Raw genomic sequence first — 16,636 nt, forward strand, 5'->3', positions numbered from 1 at the left:
GTTATCACAGCGATTACTTCGCCATGCGCTTGTACTTGATACGCTTCGGCTCCAGCGCTTCGGCGCCGAGGGTGCGTTTCTTGTACTCTTCGTACTCGGTAAAGTTACCTTCGAAGAACTCCACTTTACCTTCATCCTGATAGTCGATGATGTGGGTGGCGATACGGTCGAGGAACCAGCGGTCGTGCGAGATCACCATCGCGCAGCCCGGGAACTCCAGCAGGGCGTTTTCCAGTGCGCGCAGGGTTTCGATATCCAGGTCGTTGGTTGGCTCATCGAGCAGCAGCAGGTTGCCGCCCACCTGCAGCAGTTTCGCCAGGTGCAGACGACCACGCTCACCGCCGGACAGTTCGCCGACGCGTTTGCCCTGATCGGTACCCTTGAAGTTAAAGCGACCGACATAAGCGCGGCTTGGCATTTCGGTGTTGCCGATGCGCATAATGTCCTGACCGCCAGAAACTTCTTCCCACACGGTTTTTGAATTATCCATCGCATCGCGGAACTGATCGACCGACGCCAGCTTCACGGTTTCGCCCAGCTCAATGCTGCCGGAATCCGGCTGCTCCTGGCCTGACATCATGCGGAACAGCGTCGATTTACCGGCGCCGTTAGGACCGATGATACCGACGATGGCGCCTTTCGGCAGCGAGAACGACAGATCGTCAATCAGCACGCGATCGCCATACGCTTTGCTCAGATTCTTCACTTCCAGCACTTTGTCGCCGAGGCGCGCGCCAGGTGGAATGAACAGTTCGTTGGTCTCGTTACGTTTCTGATAATCGGTGTTGTTGAGCTCTTCAAAGCGCGCCAGACGGGCTTTGCCCTTAGACTGACGGCCTTTCGCGCCCTGGCGCACCCACTCCAGCTCTTTCTCGATCGATTTGCGACGCGCCGCTTCCTGAGAAGCCTCCTGCGCCAGACGCTGATCTTTCTGCTCCAGCCATGAAGAGTAGTTGCCTTCCCATGGAATGCCTTCACCACGGTCCAGCTCCAGAATCCAGCCGGCAACGTTATCGAGGAAGTAACGGTCGTGGGTGATGGCTACCACGGTGCCTTCGAAGTCGTGCAGGAAACGCTCCAGCCACGCGACGGATTCGGCATCCAGGTGGTTGGTCGGTTCGTCGAGCAGCAGCATGTCTGGCTTTTCCAGCAGCAGACGGCACAGCGCGACGCGGCGGCGTTCACCACCGGACAGGTTGGCGATTTTGGCATCCCACTCCGGCAGACGCATGGCATCGGCGGCGCGGTTCAGCTGGGTTTCCAGGTTGTGCCCGTCGTGTGCCTGGATCACTTCTTCCAGACGACCCTGCTCAGCGGCCAGCTTGTCGAAGTCGGCATCCGGATCGGCGTACAGCGCGTACACTTCGTCGAGACGCTTCAGCGCGCCAACCACTTCCGCGACGGCTTCTTCCACCGACTCACGCACGGTGTGTTCCGGGTTCAGCTGAGGTTCCTGCGGCAGATAGCCGACTTTGATGCCCGGCTGCGGGCGAGCTTCCCCTTCGATATCTTTATCAATGCCGGCCATGATGCGCAGCAGGGTCGATTTACCCGCGCCGTTCAGGCCGAGTACGCCAATTTTGGCGCCAGGGAAAAAGCTAAGGGAGATATTCTTCAGAATGTGACGCTTCGGCGGAACCACTTTGCCGACGCGATGCATGCTATAGACGAATTGAGCCACGTTGTGATGAGCCTCTTGGTCTGTAATGGGTGGAACGTCAGATGCTGAAGTTTAGCCGTTTTCACCCGGCAATCACAGCCGCATTGCGCGCAATCTTCCGCAGCGGCGGAATAATGCTAGCCGCAATGCAGGGTGAGCCTGGCCGCCTGCAGCACGGCAAGCAGCGCGGGCGGAGGCGGGCTGTCGCTGACCAGCATATCAAACAGCGAGAAGTCACCAATGCGCGCCGGCAGTACCTTGCCGTACTTGCTGCTGTCGCCGACCACGATTTTGGTCTGCGCCCGCTGCAGCGCCAGATGCTTGATGGGCAGTTCATTGAGGTTATAACAGGTGGCACCCTGCGCGGCGTCCATGCCGGCGGCAGAGATAAAGGCTTTATTGGGGCAGAGCGCATCCAGCACCGTGACCTGCTCGAGCGGGGTAAACACGGCGTTATCGGCGTGGAATTCGCCGCCGCACAGAATCACTCGACAGTGCGGCTTCTCTTTTAATGCCAGAAAGGTGTTGATCGCGCTGCAAATGGCGGTGAAGGGCAGATCGTTATCGATCGCTTCGATCACCAGCGGCAACGTGGTGCCGCAGTCGAAAAACACCGTGTCGTTGGCCTGTACCAGCGCGGCAGCCCGCTGTGCCAGCAGACGTTTCTTGCTGACGTTGAGGTTTTGCTGGTCGCTGACAAAATAGTGCGCCACGTTCTGCCGCGGGTCGCGCATCACATAGCCACCCAGCAGCACCACGCCCTGCGTCGCGCCGGTTAAATCGCGGCGGATGGTCATTTCTGACACGCCCAGCAGTTGCGCGGCCTGTTTTAAGTGCAGGGTGTCGCTGTGTTTCAGCGCCTGCGCCAGCTTATTGATTCGTTCGTCGCGGCGGGTTTCCATCAGTAACAGTTCGCTCAACCTTCGCTGCGGCCGGAATGGCCGGGTGGAGGGTAAACATAAGTTTTTTCTTGCAGATTAACAACCTGTCTTCTGCCTGCCCGCCCGCCGCGCGGCTAAATCGCCACCAGCCCGCGCACGCCCTCGCTCTCCATATTCGCACCCGCGCCGCGCTGCACAATTTCGCCGCGCGACATCACCAGATAGCTGTCGGCCAGTTCGGCGGCGAAATCGTAAAACTGCTCAACCAGCAGGATCGCCATGTCACCGCGCTGCGCCAGCTGACGGATCACCGCACCGATCTCTTTGATCACCGACGGCTGGATCCCTTCGGTCGGCTCATCAAGAATCAACAGCTGCGGCTGGCAGGCCAGCGCCCGGCCGATCGCCAGCTGCTGCTGCTGGCCGCCTGACAGATCGCCGCCGCGCCGCGTTTTCATCTCGCGCAGCACCGGAAACAGCTGGTAGATCTCCTCCGGTACCCGGCTGGCCTGGGCGCCGGAGAAGCGCGCCAGCCCCATCAGCAGGTTCTCTTCCACCGTCAGACGCGGAAAAATTTTGCGCCCCTGCGGCACATAAGCAATACCGGCCTGCACGCGCTGGTGGGGCTTGCGCGTGTTAATCAGCTGGTTCTGCCAGCGAACCTCGCCGGATTTGACCGGAATCAGCCCCATCAGACACTTCAGCAGCGTGGTTTTGCCCACGCCGTTGCGCCCCAGCAGGCAGGTGATCTCGCCCGGGCGGGCCTCAAACGACAGACCGCGCAGGATATGGCTGCCGCCGTAATATTGATGCAGTTCTGCTACCTGTAACATCTTAGCGCCCCAGATATACGTCGATAACCCGATCGTCCGCCTGTACCTCGCGCAGCGATCCCTCAGCCAGCACCTGGCCCTGATGCAGCACCGTCACGTGGTCGGCAATGGTTTCCACAAAGCCCATGTCATGTTCCACCACCATCAGTGAGTGCTTGCCCGCCAGGCTGCGGAACAGCTCGGCGGTGTAGTCGGTTTCGGCATCGGTCATGCCAGCTGCCGGTTCGTCCAGCAGCAGCAGGTGCGGCTCCTGCACCAGCAGCATGCCGATTTCGAGGAACTGCTTCTGCCCGTGCGAAAGCAGACCCGCCTGCCGCTGGCGTTCGCCGCCGAGCCGCAGCAGTTTCAGCACCTCGTCGATGCGATCGCGCTGCTCGCCGCTAAGCCGGGCGCGCAGGCTGGCCCACACCGATTTATCGTTTTTCAGCGCGATCTCGAGGTTTTCAAACACCGTCAGCGCTTCAAACACCGTGGGTTTCTGAAACTTGCGGCCAATGCCGGCGCGGGCGATTTCGACCGGCGACAGCTGGCGCAGATCGGTATCCTGGTCGTAGATCACCTGGCCGCTGTCCGGCCGGGTTTTGCCGATGATCACGTCCATCAGCGTGGTTTTCCCCGCGCCGTTCGGGCCGATCACGCAGCGCAGCTCGCCGACGCCGATCTGCAATGACAGATCGGTCAGCGCGCGGAAGCCGTCAAACGAGACGTTGATGTTCTCCAGCAGCAGCACCGGATCGGTTTGCTGACGATAGCGATCCGCCGGGTGCGGTTGGGTAAACAGTTGCTCAGTCATGACGCCTCCGGCGCAGCAGGCCAATTACGCCACGCGGCAGGAACAGCGTGACCAGGATGAACATCAGGCCCAGGAAAAACAGCCAGTATTCCGGGAAGGCGACGGTGAACCAGCTTTTGGCACCGTTGACGATAGTCGCACCCAGCAGCGGGCCAATCAGCGTGCCGCGTCCGCCGAGCGCCACCCAAATCGCCGCTTCAATCGAGTTGGTCGGCGACATTTCACTCGGGTTGATGATGCCGACCTGCGGCACGTACAGCGCACCAGCCAGCCCGCACAGCATGGCAGAGAGCGTCCAGACGAACAGTTTGAAGCCCTTCGGATCGTAACCAATAAACATCAGGCGGTTTTCTGCATCACGCACCGCCGTCAGCACGCGTCCAAACTTACTGCGCGCCAGGGCAAAGCCCAGCGCCAGGCTGAGCAGCAGCAATAGCACGGTCGCGATAAACAGTGCGATACGCGTGCCGGTGGCGGTGACGCTGAAACCGAGCAGGGTCGTAAAACCGGTAAAGCCGTTGTTGCCGCCAAAGCCGGTTTCGTTGCGGAAAAACAGCAGCATGCCAGCGTAAGTCAGCGCCTGCGTCATGATAGAAAAGTAGACGCCTTTGATTCTGGAGCGAAAGGCGAAGAAGCCAAACAGCAGCGCCAGCAGGCCCGGCACCAGTACAATCAGACACAGCGCCCAGAGAAAGTGCTGGCTACCGGCCCAGAACCACGGCAGCTCATTCCACGACAGAAACGACATAAACGCCGGCAAACCGCTGCCTGCAGCCTGGCGCATCAGGTACATGCCCATGGCATAGCCGCCGAGGGCAAAAAACAGCCCGTGGCCGAGCGACAGCAGCCCGGCGTAGCCCCACACCAGATCCAGCGCCACCGCGACAATCGCATAGCAGAGGATTTTGCCCACCAGCGTCAGCGTATAGGTGGAGATCGCCAGCGGATGGCTGGCGGGCAGCAGGGCGCAGAACGGCAGCACCAGCAGCAGCGCGATCACGATGACGCCGAGAATCAGGCTGAGGCGCGGCGCTTTGCGCACCGCGCGTAAGGTCAGTGGCTGGCTCATCAGTCAATCACCCTCCCTTTAACGGCAAACAGACCCTGGGGACGTTTCTGGATAAACAGCACAATCAGCACGAGGATCAGGATTTTGCCGAGCACCGCGCCAATCTGCGGCTCCAGCACTTTGTTGAGGATGCCGAGACCAAAAGCCGCCACCACGGTGCCGGCCAGCTGACCGACGCCGCCGAGCACCACCACGAGGAATGAGTCGATGATGTAGCCCTGACCCAGTTCCGGCCCGACATTGCCCAGCTGCGACAGCGCGACGCCGCCGAGTCCGGCAATGCCGGAACCCAGGCCAAACGCCAGCATATCGATGCGCCCGGTCGGCACGCCGCAGCAGTCGGCCATGGCGCGGTTCTGCGTGACCGCCCGCACATTCAGCCCCAGCCGGGTTTTATTCAGCAGCAGCCAGGTGAGCGCCAGCACCGCGATGACAAACAGGATTACCGCGATGCGGTTATACGGCAGCACCAGATTCGGCAGCAGCTGCCAGCCGCCGGACAGCCAGCCCGGGTTGGCCACTTCGAGGTTCTGCGCGCCAAACAGCATGCGCACCAGCTGAATCAGCATCAGGCTGATGCCCCAGGTGGCGAGCAGCGTCTCCAGCGGGCGACCGTATAAGTGGCGGATGATGGTGCGTTCCAGCAGCATGCCCATCACGGCGGTGACGGCGAAGGCCACCGGCAGCGCCAGCAGCGGGTACCACGCCAGCCACTGCGGCGCAAACTGCTGGAACAGGTTCTGCACCAGCCAGGTGGCGTAGGCGCCGAGCATCAGCATCTCGCCGTGCGCCATGTTGATTACGCCCAGCAGGCCGTAGGTGATCGCCAGGCCGAGCGCGGCCAGCAGCAGAATGGAGCCGAGCGACAGGCCGGTAAACGCCTGCCCGAGCCAGTCGCCCCACATCAGGCGCTGCCTGATGTGCTGCAGGCTGGCGGCCGCAGCGGCGCGCACCTGCGCATCGGGTTCGTTGCTGACCTGGGTTAGGCGCGTCAGGCTGGCCTGCATCGCCGGATCGCCCGATTCACCGAGCAGCGTGACCGCTTTCAGGCGCAGCGCGGCGTCCGGGCTGGCGAGCTGCAGATTCGCGGCGGCCATCGCCAGCACCGCGTGCACCTTGCTGTCCTGTTCGGCGGCGAGGCGCTGTTCAATCAGCGGCAGCTGGTCAGGCGCGGCATCGTTTTGTAACTGCTGCGCTGCGCGCAGGCGAGTCGCCGCATCGTCACTCACCAGCTGGTGGGCGGCGAGGGCGCTGGCAATCAGCACGCGCAGCCGGTTGTTCATGAAGAGTTTTTTGGTTTCGCCGTCCGGCTGCCGGGCGCTGTCGAGCGGCAGAAGCTGGTCAGCCTGTTTGCTGAACGGCTGTTTGTTCTGGTCGATAACCACGCTTTCATTGCGCAGCGCCTGCAGCAGCGGCAAGCGGCTGGCCTGCGGCGCCGCAGCCCACTGCTGCAGCAATGTCGCCTGCTGCGTGCGGCTGGCGGCGGCGAAGTCAGCGCCATCACCGGCCTGCGCCAGCCACGGCAGCAGTAACAGCAGGCAGCTGAGAATACGGCGGAGTGTCATGGTGATCATCCTGTTATGGTTACGTTGGGTGCGGTGTGGCCCTTATCAGGGTTAGGGCGTTGTCTGGCCCTCACCCTAACCCTCTCCCGCAAGCGGGAGAGGGAACCGATCGAGCGAATGAAGAGCGCCTCACTCACATGCAGCAGCCCTCACATGCAGCAGCGTCTCCCTCTCCCCCTGGGAGAGGGCCGGGGTGAGGGCCATAGGGCGAGGACCATCAGCCTCCCCTTACTGCGCCGACTTAACCGGATAATCCGGCTTCTTATCATTCCCGGCGATATACGGGCTCCACGGCTGGGCGCGTACCGGCTGTTCGGTCTGCCACACCACGTTGAACTGGCCGTTCTCCTCCACTTCACCAATCATCACCGGCTTGTGCAGATGGTGGTTGGTTTTGTCCATGGTCAGCGTGAAGCCGTCCGGTGCTTTGAACGTCTGTCCAGCCATCGCGGCGCGCACTTTGTCCACATCGGTGGTGCCGGCTTTCTCTACCGCCTGCGCCCACATGTGCAGGCCAACGTAGGTGGCTTCCATCGGATCGTTGGTCACTACGGTGCTGGCGTTCGGCAGGTTGTGCGCTTTGGCGTAAGCGCGGTAGTCGGCCACGAACTTCGCATTAGTCGGGTTATCCACTGACTCAAAGTAGTTCCACGCCGCCAGCTGACCGACCAGCGGTTTGGTATCGATGCCGCGCAGCTCTTCTTCCCCCACCGAGAAGGCGATCACCGGAATGTCGGTTGCTTTAATGCCCTGGTTCGCCAGCTCTTTGTAGAACGGGACGTTGGAATCACCGTTGATGGTGGAGATCACCGCGGTTTTGACACCGGCGGAGAATTTTTTGATATTGGATACGATGGTCTGGTAATCGCTGTAACCAAACGGCGTGTACACCTCTTCGATATCCTTATCCTGCACGCCTTTGCTATGCAGGAAGGCGCGCAGAATCTTGTTGGTGGTGCGCGGATAGACATAGTCGGTGCCGAGCAGGAAGAAGCGTTTGGCGCTGCCGCCATCTTCGCTCATCAGATACTGCACCGCCGGGATCGCCTGCTGGTTCGGCGCGGCGCCGGTGTAGAACACGTTCGGCGACATCTCTTCGCCTTCGTACTGCACCGGATAAAACAGCAGGCCGTTCAGCTCTTCAAACACCGGCAGCACCGATTTGCGCGAGACCGACGTCCAGCAGCCAAACACCACCGCCACTTTGTCCTGAGTCAGCAGCTGGCGCGCTTTTTCGGCGAACAGCGGCCAGTTCGAGGCCGGATCGACCACCACCGGTTCCAGCTTCTTGCCCAGCACACCGCCTTTGGCGTTGATCTCATCAATGGTCATCAGCGCCACATCTTTCAGCGGCGTTTCGGAAATCGCCATGGTGCCGGACAGCGAATGCATAATGCCGACTTTGATGGTGTCTGCCGCCTGTGCGGTAAAGGCGAAGCCCATGCTGGCAACGGTAGCGGAGAGCGCGAAAGCTTTAAGCAACGAACGTCGTTTCATCATTTAAACCCCTAACTGTGTTATCTGTTGTTATTCAATGGGTTGAAGCCGAGCCTGCTGTAACATATGCAACGTAATCTTCCTGACCTCGGCCTTACTGACGGCAATGTGGTCGGTTAAAATGCGCTGTGCCTCCTCGGTGTGTTGCTGAAAAATCGCCCGTAAGATCTGAGCGTGCTCGCGGTACGTGGCATCGACCCGGTCATCCCGCGTGAAGTCGAGACGGCGAATGATGCGGATTTTTTCTGTCAGCTCGGCGTGGATGCGCGCCATCTCCTGATTGCCTGCCGCGGCCACCAGCGCCATGTGAAACGCTTCGTCGTGCGCTGATACCGCTTTGCCATCTGCCAGCCGGGCATCGTCGATCCAGAAGGTTTTCAGCGCGGTCAGGGTTTCCGCGCAGGCCAGCGGCGGCAGCGCGCACAGGCGGCGCACCGCTTCGCGTTCCAGCACGGTGCGGAAGTCGTACAGCTCCTCGAAGTAGGCGAAATCGAACGGCCGCACCTGCCAGCCGCTGCGAAACCACACCTCGACGTAGCCTTCGCGCTCCAGCCAGAACAGCGCCTGACGCACCGGCGTGCGGCTCACCGCCAGCCGCTCGGCGATTTCGTTTTCGCTGAAGCGGTCACCCGGCATCAGACGGAATTCAAAGATGTCCTGCTTCAGCGCCTGATAAACCTTTTCGGCCAGCGCTTCGGGACGGCCTTTGCTGCGGGGCGCGCTACTGTTCATACCTGCTCCTTAAGCCAGCCACAGCAGGGTGTCGCCCGGACTTACCGGACGGCCCGCCTGGCAGGCAATGCGTTTCACCGTGCCGGCCTGCGGCGCGACAATCGCCAGCTCCATCTTCATCGCTTCCACGATGATCAGCGTCTGACCGGCCTGCACCGTATCGCCCGGCGCAACCAGCACTTTCCAGATGTTGCCGTTCATGTCAGCGCACACTGCCAGCGCGTCGTCCTCTGCGTCGGCCACCCCCAGCGTCTCTTCACGGGTGAGCGGCGCTTCCTGCTCTTCCTGCGCCCACAGCGTGACTTCCTGCTCAAACGCTGCGGCCTGACGTTTGCGGAAGGCACTGATTTCCGGCGCGTTGTCGGCGAGGAACTGCTGATGGGCCGCGAAATCAAACTCGCTCTGCTCGATGCGGATGCGGGCGCGGCCGGCGCGGAAATCGTCGCGCAGTTGCGTCAGTTCTGCTTCGCTCACCGGATAGAAACGCACCTGGTCAAAGAAGCGCAGCAGCCAGGGTTCGCCGGCGGCAAACTGATCGTTTTGCAGGAACTTGTTCCAGATGGGCAGCGTGCGCCCCACCAGCTGATAGCCGCCCGGTGAATCCATGCCGTAGATGCACATGTACATGCCGCCAATGCCCACCGTGCCTTCGGCGGTAAAGGTGCGCGCCGGGCTGTATTTGGAACTCAGCAGGCGATGGCGCGGATCGATCGGCACCGCGCACGGCGCGCCGAGATAGACATCGCCGAGACCGAGAATCAGATAGCTGGCGGCAAACAGGGTGTCGCGTACCGCTTCGCGGCTCGCCAGTCCATTGATGCGCTGAATGAAGTCAACGTTATTCGGCAGCCACGGCGCGCTGGCGCGAACCGTCTCCTGGTAACGCTCCACCGCGCCGAGCGTGGCGCTGTCTTCAAACGCCATCGGCAGCCAGACGATGCGCGACGGCACTTTCAGCGCGCTGACGTCGCCCAGCCCGGCTTCCAGCTCCAGCAGCAGCGTCATCAGCTGCTGCTGACCGATCACCAGGCTGTCATAGCGCACCTGCAGCGAGCGCACGCCGGGCGACAGCTCTTCAATGCCGGGTTCTGCACGCTGGCGCAGCGCCTGCATCAGCAGGTGTACGCGCAGGCGCAGCGCCAGGTCCAGCACGTTATCGCCGTACTCAATCAGCACATATTTGTCGCCCGCCTGGCGGTAGACCGCCGCAGGCGTGGTGGCGGTTGCCGGCAGCGCCGCTAACAGGGTGGCAGAACCGATGTCGCTCGCCGCCAGCGACGGCACCGCGAAGGCCGGTGCGTGCTGGCTGCGCAGCGTGGTTACGCTGTGCGCCTGGGCTTTCTCCAGCGCGACCGCTTCGTCGGCGCTGATCGGGTGGAAGCGGATGCGATCGCCCGGTTTGACCTGGCCGACTTTCCACAGCTCGGCTTTGGCGATGGTGACCGGGCAGACGAAGCCACCAAGGCTCGGACCGTCGTGCGTCAGGATCACCGGGAAGTCGCCGGTAAAGTTCACCGCGCCGATGGCGTATTCGCAGTCGTGTACGTTAGACGGATGCAGCCCGGCTTCACCGCCGTTAGCGCGCGTCCAGCTGGGTTTAGGCCCGACCAGACGGACGCCCAGCCGGTTAGAGTTGTAATGCACCTGCCAGTCGCTGGCAAAGAACTCATCGATGGCAGCCTGGGTGAAGAAATCCGGTGCGCCGTGCGGGCCGTACAGCACGCCAATGCGCCATTCGCTGCCGTAGTGCGGCACCAGCGCGCGATCCAGCGCTTCAGGTTCGCTGACCGGGGCTGGCGTGGTGCAGGCGGCGAGCGCTGGCTGGGAGATCGGCAGCATGTCGGCGACGCGCAACGTGCGTCCGGCGTGGCCGCCAAACTGGCCCAGCGAGAAGGTGGCGCGGCTGCCAAGATACTCCGGCACATCGAAACCATTACGCACCGCTAAATAGGTGCGGCAGCCGCTCTGCGCGCGGCCCAGCGTCAGGGTTTGTCCGGCTTTCACCGCCACCGGCTGCCAGTAGTCGACCGCGCTGCCGTCGAGATCGGCCGGACAGTCGGCACCGGTCAGCGCAATCAGTGCATCGCTGTGGAAACGCAGCGTCGGGCCCTGCAGGGTGAACTCCAGCCCGGCGGCACTGGCGTGGTTGCCGACGATACGGTTGGCCAGGCGGAAGGCGAAGTCATCCATCGGGCCGGACGGCGGCACGCCGATGTCCCAGTAGCCCAGGCGGCCGGGAAAGTCCTGAATGCTGCTGAACGTCCCCGGCTGCAGCACTTCGATGACGCTGGCCGCCGGCGTAAAGCCGTCAAGGAAGCGCGTCCAGACGTTGCCGCTGCGGAAGGCGTCGGTCGCCACGATCTGACGCAGATAATCGAGATTGGTGGCGATGCCGTGCAGTTGGGTAGCGTCGAGCGCCTGCTGCAGTTTCGCCAGCGCGGCGTCGCGCGTTTCGCCATGCACGATCAGTTTGGCTACCATCGGATCGTAAAACGCCGTCACTTCGCTGCCGGTCTCGATCCAGCCGTCGACGCGCACCCCCGGCGGGAAGCTGACGTGGGTTAACACGCCCGGGCTCGGCTGGAAGTTTTTCAGCGGATCTTCGGCGTACAGCCGCACCTCAATCGATGCGCCGTGCGGTGGCTGCTGCAGACGATCCCAGTCGATGGCATCGTCTGCCGCCACCTGCAGCATGCACTCCACCAGGTCAAGGCCGGTGACGCACTCGGTCACCGGATGCTCCACCTGCAGGCGGGTGTTCACTTCGAGGAAATAAAACGCGTCCTGCGCGGCGTCATAGATGTACTCCACTGTGCCGGCGCTGCGGTAATTGACCAGCTCGCCCAGCCGCACCGCTGAAGCCAGCAGCGCTTCACGCGTGGCCTGCGGCAGATTAGGGGCCGGCGTCTCTTCCACCACCTTCTGATTGCGGCGCTGCAGCGAACAGTCGCGTTCGCCCAGCGCAATCACCTTGCCCTTGCCGTCGCCAAAAATCTGTACTTCCACGTGGCGCGCACGATCGATGCAGCGTTCAAGAAATACGCCGGCATCGCTGAAAAACTGCTCGCCCAGACGGCGCACGCTCTCCCATGCGTTCTCCAGGGCCGTGGCGTCGGCGCAGCGGGTCAGACCGATGCCGCCGCCGCCGGCGGTGCTTTTCAGCATCACCGGATAGCCGATATCTTCCGCCGCGCTGAGTGCGTCCTGCAGCGAACTGAGCAGCGGCGTGCCCGGCGTCATCGGCACGCCGGCGCTGGCGGCCAGCTCACGGGCGCGATGCTTGAGACCAAATTCGCCAATCTGCTGCGCGGTCGGGCCGACAAACGCGATGCCGGCCTCTTCGCAGGCGGCGGCAAACGGCAGGCTCTCGGAGAGAAAACCGTAGCCGGGCCAGATGGCCTGCGCGCCGCTTTGCTGCGCGGCGGCCAGAATTTTGTCGATGCGCAGATAGCTGTCGCTGGCTTTGTCTCCGCCGAGGGCGATGGCCACATCGGCTTCGGTAACGTGACGCGCGTTGCGGTCGGCATCCGAATAGACCGCCACGCTGGTTACGCCGAGGCGCTTCAGGGTGCGGATGGCGCGGCAGGCGATTTCGCCACGGTTAGCAATCAGAACGGTGCTGAACATGATTAGTGATTCCCCTGTGACGTCAGCCAGTTGCGCCAGCCGCCGAATTCAGTGATTTCCAGCGCCTGCGTCAGCGCTGCCGGTTCGCAGATAAAGCCTTTCACGATGCGTCCATCCGCCAGCGTCAGCGAACCGATGCCGAGCGGCGCCGGGATTTCCGCGACGAATTCGCCAAAGCGCGCCAGCGGGATGTCCCACAGTTCGACGGTGATGGCGGCACCGCTGTCGCCGCGCAGCAGGCCGGGCTTTTTGATCGGGCCATCAAGCAGGGCGAACAGGCGATAGTGGCTGGCGGTTTGCGTCTCTTCGACCCACACCGCCTGACGCGTGGTGAGCTGGAAATTCAGCGGCATGCCGGTGAGATGGGCACCGACCACCGCCACGCGCACGTGGTCAGGCGACGGCGGCAGCGCGGCGGGCTGCGGCGGCAGCGCTTTGCCGGTGGCCCCGAGCGGCAGCGCCAGCTGCTGCTGCCAGCGCAGGCCAAACGTCGCCAGCGCGCGGTCGTGCCACGCCGGGGCGATCAGCGTGATGCCCGCAGGCAGCCCATCGGCGCGGAACGGGCCAGGCAGCGCCAGCGCGCTGAGGTCAGCCAGGTTCGTGAAGTTGGTATAGGTGCCGAACTGCGAGTTGTAGTGCACCGGCTCCTGCTGCATCTCTTCCAGCGTATGAATGGTGGGCGAGGTCGGCACCACCAGTGCATCGAACCGGGCCAGCGTCTGCTGGATCTGGCGCGTCAGTTCGGCACGCAGGTATTCGGCCTGATACGCCTCGACGGCGCTGTACTGGCGGCCGCTGCTGACGATGCCGTACACCACCGGATCCATCTCTTCCGGGCGGTCGAGCATCTCGCCGACCGCCACGGTGCGCTCAGCCACCCACGGGCCGTAATAGAGCTGCTCTGCCAGCTGGTGGAAAGGGGCGAAGTCGATAGGGTGCAGCGTCGCACCGCTCGCCGTGAGCTGCTCCAGCGCGCTGAGCCACGCCGCTTCCGCCTGCTGGTCACCGTAAAACTGCGGCGCGGCAGGGATCGCCAGCGAGGGCTGCGGCTGGAAACTGGCCGGTGCGCTGCGTGGCGACTGGCGCGCATAGGCGTCATCGGCGTCGTAGCCGCCCGCGATGCTGGCGACGCTAAAGGCATCGGCAACCGTCAGGGCGAACACCGAGATGGTGTCATTGAGACGGCAGGCCGGTACCACGCCGCTGGCCGAGAACCAGCCTTTGGTCGGCTTCAGCCCGACGATATTGTTAAAACCTGCCGGTACGCGGCCGGAGCCGGCGGTATCGGTGCCGAGCGAGAAGCCGACCAGGCCGCGCGCCAGCACTGACGCGGAGCCGGAGCTGGAACCGCCGCTGACGTAGGCCGGATTAAAGGTATTGCTCACCGCGCCATACGGCGAGCGGGTGCCCACCAGACCGGTCGCGTACTGGTCGAGGTTGGTTTTACCGATGACGATAGCGCCTGCCGCTTTCAGCCTGGCCACCACGAAGGCATCGGCTGCGGCCTGATACGTCAGCGCCGGGCAGGCGGCGGTGGTCGGCCAGCCTGCCACGTCGATGTTGTCTTTGACGGCAAACGGCACGCCAAACAGCGGCAGCGCGGCCGGATTGCGCTGATACGCCGCCAGCAGCGGTTCAACCTGCGCCAGCAGCTGGGCCGGCGAAGCGAGGTACAGCCAGGCATTATCCTGGTTATCGAGTGCGTCGAGATGTGCGGCCAGCAGTGCAGGGATCTGCTGTGCATCCTGCTGTGCGCAACGTTGCCAATCCTGAAGCGTAAAACCGAAGGTCGATGCCATGAGTGAATTCCAGCTGGTATACAAGATGGCATTCAACAGAGCAAAGCGCGTGCCAGAGTTGTAACTGAATGAAAACGCGTAGCTATTTGATGGGTAATAAGTTTTTCTGATGATTATTTGCACAATTGCGGCGCAGGCGCTGAACAATCACGGTGCGCCTGGGTAAATTTTGTGAAGAACGTGGCAAGAGCCGGTTGGCCTGGTTAGCATGAAGGGAGTCCGGCATAAGCTGGAGCGAAGCAATGAGGAGAGCGGAGTGGAGAAGTGGCGTAACTGGATGATAGGGATCTGTCTGGTCAGCACGGCCGGCAGCGTGTGGGCCGATTCGCTGGATCAGCAACGACAGCGCTATGCGCAGATCAAACAGGCCTGGGACAACAAACAGATGGATCAGGTTGAGCAGCTGATGCCAACGCTGCAGGATTATCCGCTCTATCCGTACCTGCAGTACCGCCTGCTGGCGCAGGATCTCGATCAGGAGACCGGGCTGGCGGTGAAAAACTTTATTCAGCAGTATCCCACGCTGCCGCCGGCGCGCTCGCTGCAGACGCGCTTTGTTAACGTGCTGGCGCACCGCCAGGACTGGCCGGGCGTGCTCAGCTTCAGCCCGGATGAGCCAAAGCCGGTGCAGGCGCGCTGTAACTGGTACTACGCCAAATGGGCGACCGGCCAGCAGCAGGCGGCGTTTGACGGGGCCAAAGCCATCTGGCTGCGCGGCACAGCGTTACCGAACGACTGCGACAAGCTGTTCTCGGTGTGGCAGGCGTCAGGGCAGCTGTCGCCGATCACCATCCTCGAACGCATCCGCCTGGCGATGAAAGCCGGCAACGACAGCCTGGTTAATTACCTGGCGAAAATGCTGCCGGCGGATTACCAAACCACCGCCAGCGCGCTGATTGCGCTGCAGCAGAATCCCCAGACCGTCACCACCTTTGCCAGCACCCTCGGCCCGACCGATTTTACCCGCATGGCCACCAGCTACGCCTTTGCCCGCGTGGCGCGTCAGGATATGGACAACGCGCGCATGATGATCCCGCAGCTGGTTCAGGCGCAGAAGATGAGTCCGGCGGAAGAGCAGGATCTGAAAGAGACGGTGGTGTGGCGCATGATGGGCGCCGATCTCACCTCGGAGCAGGCGCGCTGGCGCGATGCGGTGGTGATGAACAGCGAATCCACCGCGCTGATTGAGCGGCGCGTGCGGCTGGCGCTGAGTGAAAATGACCGTCGCGGCCTGAACACCTGGATTGCCCGTCTGCCGGTGGAAGCCAAAGAGAAAGATGAGTGGCAGTACTGGCAGGCCGATTTACTGATGGCGCAGGGGCGCAAAGAGGAAGCGGAAGAGATTCTGCGTAAGCTGATGCAGCAGCGCGGCTTCTATCCGATGGTGGCGGCACAGCGGCTGGGCGTAGAGTATCCGCTGCAGGTGGATCAGGCACCGGCGGCGGACAATAGCGTGGTGCAGGGGCCGGAGATGGCGCGCGTGCGCGAGCTGATGTACTGGGGGCTGGATAACCTGGCGCGCAGCGAGTGGGCCAACCTGATCAGCAGTAAAACCCGCACCCAGCAGCAGATGCTGGCGCGCTACGCCAATGAACAGGACTGGTGGGATCTCAGCGTACAGGCCACCATCACCGCGAAAATGTGGGATAGCCTGAAAGAGCGTTTCCCGCTGGCGTGGCGCAATCTGTATCAGCAATACACCAGCGATAAGGGCATCACGCCAAGCTACGCCATGGCGATCTCTCGTCAGGAGAGTGCGTGGAACCCGAAAGCGCGCTCACCAGTTGGCGCCAGTGGCCTGATGCAGGTGATGCCGGGCACCGCCAGCCATACCGTGAAGATGTATAACATTCCGGGTTACGTTAACAGCAGTCAGCTGCTCGATCCGCAGACCAATATTCAGATTGGTACGCAGTATCTGGAGTATGTCTATCAGCAGTTTGGTCAGAACCGCATCTTCTCTTCTGCCGCCTATAATGCCGGCCCGGGGCGGGTGCGCAGCTGGCTGAATACCAGCGGCGGCAAACTGGATGCGGTGGCGTTTATCGAAACCATTCCCTTCTCGGAAACCCGTGGCTACGTAAAAAACGTGCTGGCCTACGATGCCTATTACCGCTACTTCATGGGCAAGCCGGATAAGATTCTCGCCGACGGCGAGTGGAATCGCCGTTACTGACTGT

The 16,636-nt window shown here is 62.4% G+C and carries 11 protein-coding genes; 1 reads left to right on the forward strand and 10 read right to left on the reverse strand.

Features of this window, described 5'->3' with window-relative positions; translation table 11 throughout:
- Positions 1-13 precede the first annotated feature (13 nt).
- The 10 genes from ettA to atzF all read right to left on the reverse strand — a co-directional run bounded on the left by ettA (position 14) and on the right by atzF (position 14,456).
- Entirely contained in the window at positions 14-1,681 is a 1,668-nt protein-coding gene (ettA, locus tag ABVR31_RS03725; RefSeq protein ID WP_071813584.1) for an energy-dependent translational throttle protein EttA, read from the reverse strand.
- A gap of 116 nt (positions 1,682-1,797) precedes the next feature.
- The gene (deoR, locus tag ABVR31_RS03730) at positions 1,798-2,562 is read right to left on the reverse strand and encodes a DNA-binding transcriptional repressor DeoR (RefSeq protein ID WP_058757230.1); all 765 of its coding nucleotides are present in this window, start codon (positions 2,560-2,562) and stop codon (positions 1,798-1,800) included.
- 113 nt (positions 2,563-2,675) lie between these two features.
- A complete protein-coding gene (gene urtE, locus ABVR31_RS03735) occupies positions 2,676-3,374 on the reverse strand; it encodes an urea ABC transporter ATP-binding subunit UrtE (RefSeq protein WP_372771840.1) in 699 nt (232 codons plus the stop codon).
- Position 3,375: 1 nt separating this feature from the next.
- On the reverse strand, positions 3,376-4,167 hold the full coding sequence (urtD, locus tag ABVR31_RS03740; RefSeq protein WP_372771841.1) for an urea ABC transporter ATP-binding protein UrtD: 792 nt from the start codon (positions 4,165-4,167) through the stop codon (positions 3,376-3,378).
- A complete protein-coding gene (gene urtC / locus ABVR31_RS03745) occupies positions 4,160-5,236 on the reverse strand; it encodes an urea ABC transporter permease subunit UrtC (protein ID WP_372771842.1) in 1,077 nt (358 codons plus the stop codon). The genes urtD and urtC overlap by 8 nt, the downstream gene beginning before the upstream one ends.
- Positions 5,236-6,801, reverse strand: a complete 1,566-nt coding sequence (gene urtB / locus ABVR31_RS03750) for an urea ABC transporter permease subunit UrtB (protein ID WP_215800662.1) — start codon at positions 6,799-6,801, stop codon at positions 5,236-5,238. Before urtB ends, urtC begins: the two co-directional genes overlap by 1 nt.
- Positions 6,802-7,029: 228 nt before the next feature.
- On the reverse strand, positions 7,030-8,298 hold the full coding sequence (gene urtA, locus ABVR31_RS03755; protein ID WP_372773965.1) for an urea ABC transporter substrate-binding protein: 1,269 nt from the start codon (positions 8,296-8,298) through the stop codon (positions 7,030-7,032).
- Positions 8,299-8,328: 30 nt separating this feature from the next.
- On the reverse strand, positions 8,329-9,030 hold the full coding sequence (locus ABVR31_RS03760; protein WP_150361297.1) for a GntR family transcriptional regulator: 702 nt from the start codon (positions 9,028-9,030) through the stop codon (positions 8,329-8,331).
- 9 nt (positions 9,031-9,039) lie between these two features.
- Positions 9,040-12,657 carry an urea carboxylase gene (gene uca, locus ABVR31_RS03765; RefSeq protein WP_372771843.1) on the reverse strand — a complete coding sequence of 1,206 codons (3,618 nt, stop codon included), beginning with the start codon at positions 12,655-12,657 and terminating at the stop codon, positions 9,040-9,042.
- A gap of 2 nt (positions 12,658-12,659) precedes the next feature.
- Positions 12,660-14,456 carry an allophanate hydrolase gene (atzF, locus tag ABVR31_RS03770; RefSeq protein ID WP_127834546.1) on the reverse strand — a complete coding sequence of 599 codons (1,797 nt, stop codon included), beginning with the start codon at positions 14,454-14,456 and terminating at the stop codon, positions 12,660-12,662.
- A gap of 256 nt (positions 14,457-14,712) precedes the next feature.
- Between atzF and sltY the strand changes: the two genes are divergently transcribed.
- Positions 14,713-16,632: a murein transglycosylase gene (sltY, locus tag ABVR31_RS03775; protein ID WP_058757134.1), complete on the forward strand. Its 1,920-nt coding sequence runs from the start codon at positions 14,713-14,715 to the stop codon at positions 16,630-16,632.
- The last annotated feature ends 4 nt before the right edge of the window (positions 16,633-16,636 follow it).

Source organism: Pantoea sp. WEP (assembly GCF_041678305.1).
GTDB lineage: Bacteria > Pseudomonadota > Gammaproteobacteria > Enterobacterales > Enterobacteriaceae > Pantoea > Pantoea dispersa.

Bases quoted from the DNA above. Each gene is read 5' to 3' on its own strand.
- urtE (WP_372771840.1), bottom strand. From the start codon at position 3,374: ATGTTACAGGTAGCAGAACTGCATCAATATTACGGCGGCAGCCATATC.
- deoR (WP_058757230.1), bottom strand. From the start codon at position 2,562: ATGGAAACCCGCCGCGACGAACGAATCAATAAGCTGGCGCAGGCGCTG.
- atzF (WP_127834546.1), bottom strand. From the start codon at position 14,456: ATGGCATCGACCTTCGGTTTTACGCTTCAGGATTGGCAACGTTGCGCA.
- urtD (WP_372771841.1), bottom strand. From the start codon at position 4,167: ATGACTGAGCAACTGTTTACCCAACCGCACCCGGCGGATCGCTATCGT.
- ABVR31_RS03760 (WP_150361297.1), bottom strand. From the start codon at position 9,030: ATGAACAGTAGCGCGCCCCGCAGCAAAGGCCGTCCCGAAGCGCTGGCC.
- urtB (WP_215800662.1), bottom strand. From the start codon at position 6,801: ATGACACTCCGCCGTATTCTCAGCTGCCTGCTGTTACTGCTGCCGTGG.
- uca (WP_372771843.1), bottom strand. From the start codon at position 12,657: ATGTTCAGCACCGTTCTGATTGCTAACCGTGGCGAAATCGCCTGCCGC.
- urtC (WP_372771842.1), bottom strand. From the start codon at position 5,236: ATGAGCCAGCCACTGACCTTACGCGCGGTGCGCAAAGCGCCGCGCCTC.
- urtA (WP_372773965.1), bottom strand. From the start codon at position 8,298: ATGAAACGACGTTCGTTGCTTAAAGCTTTCGCGCTCTCCGCTACCGTT.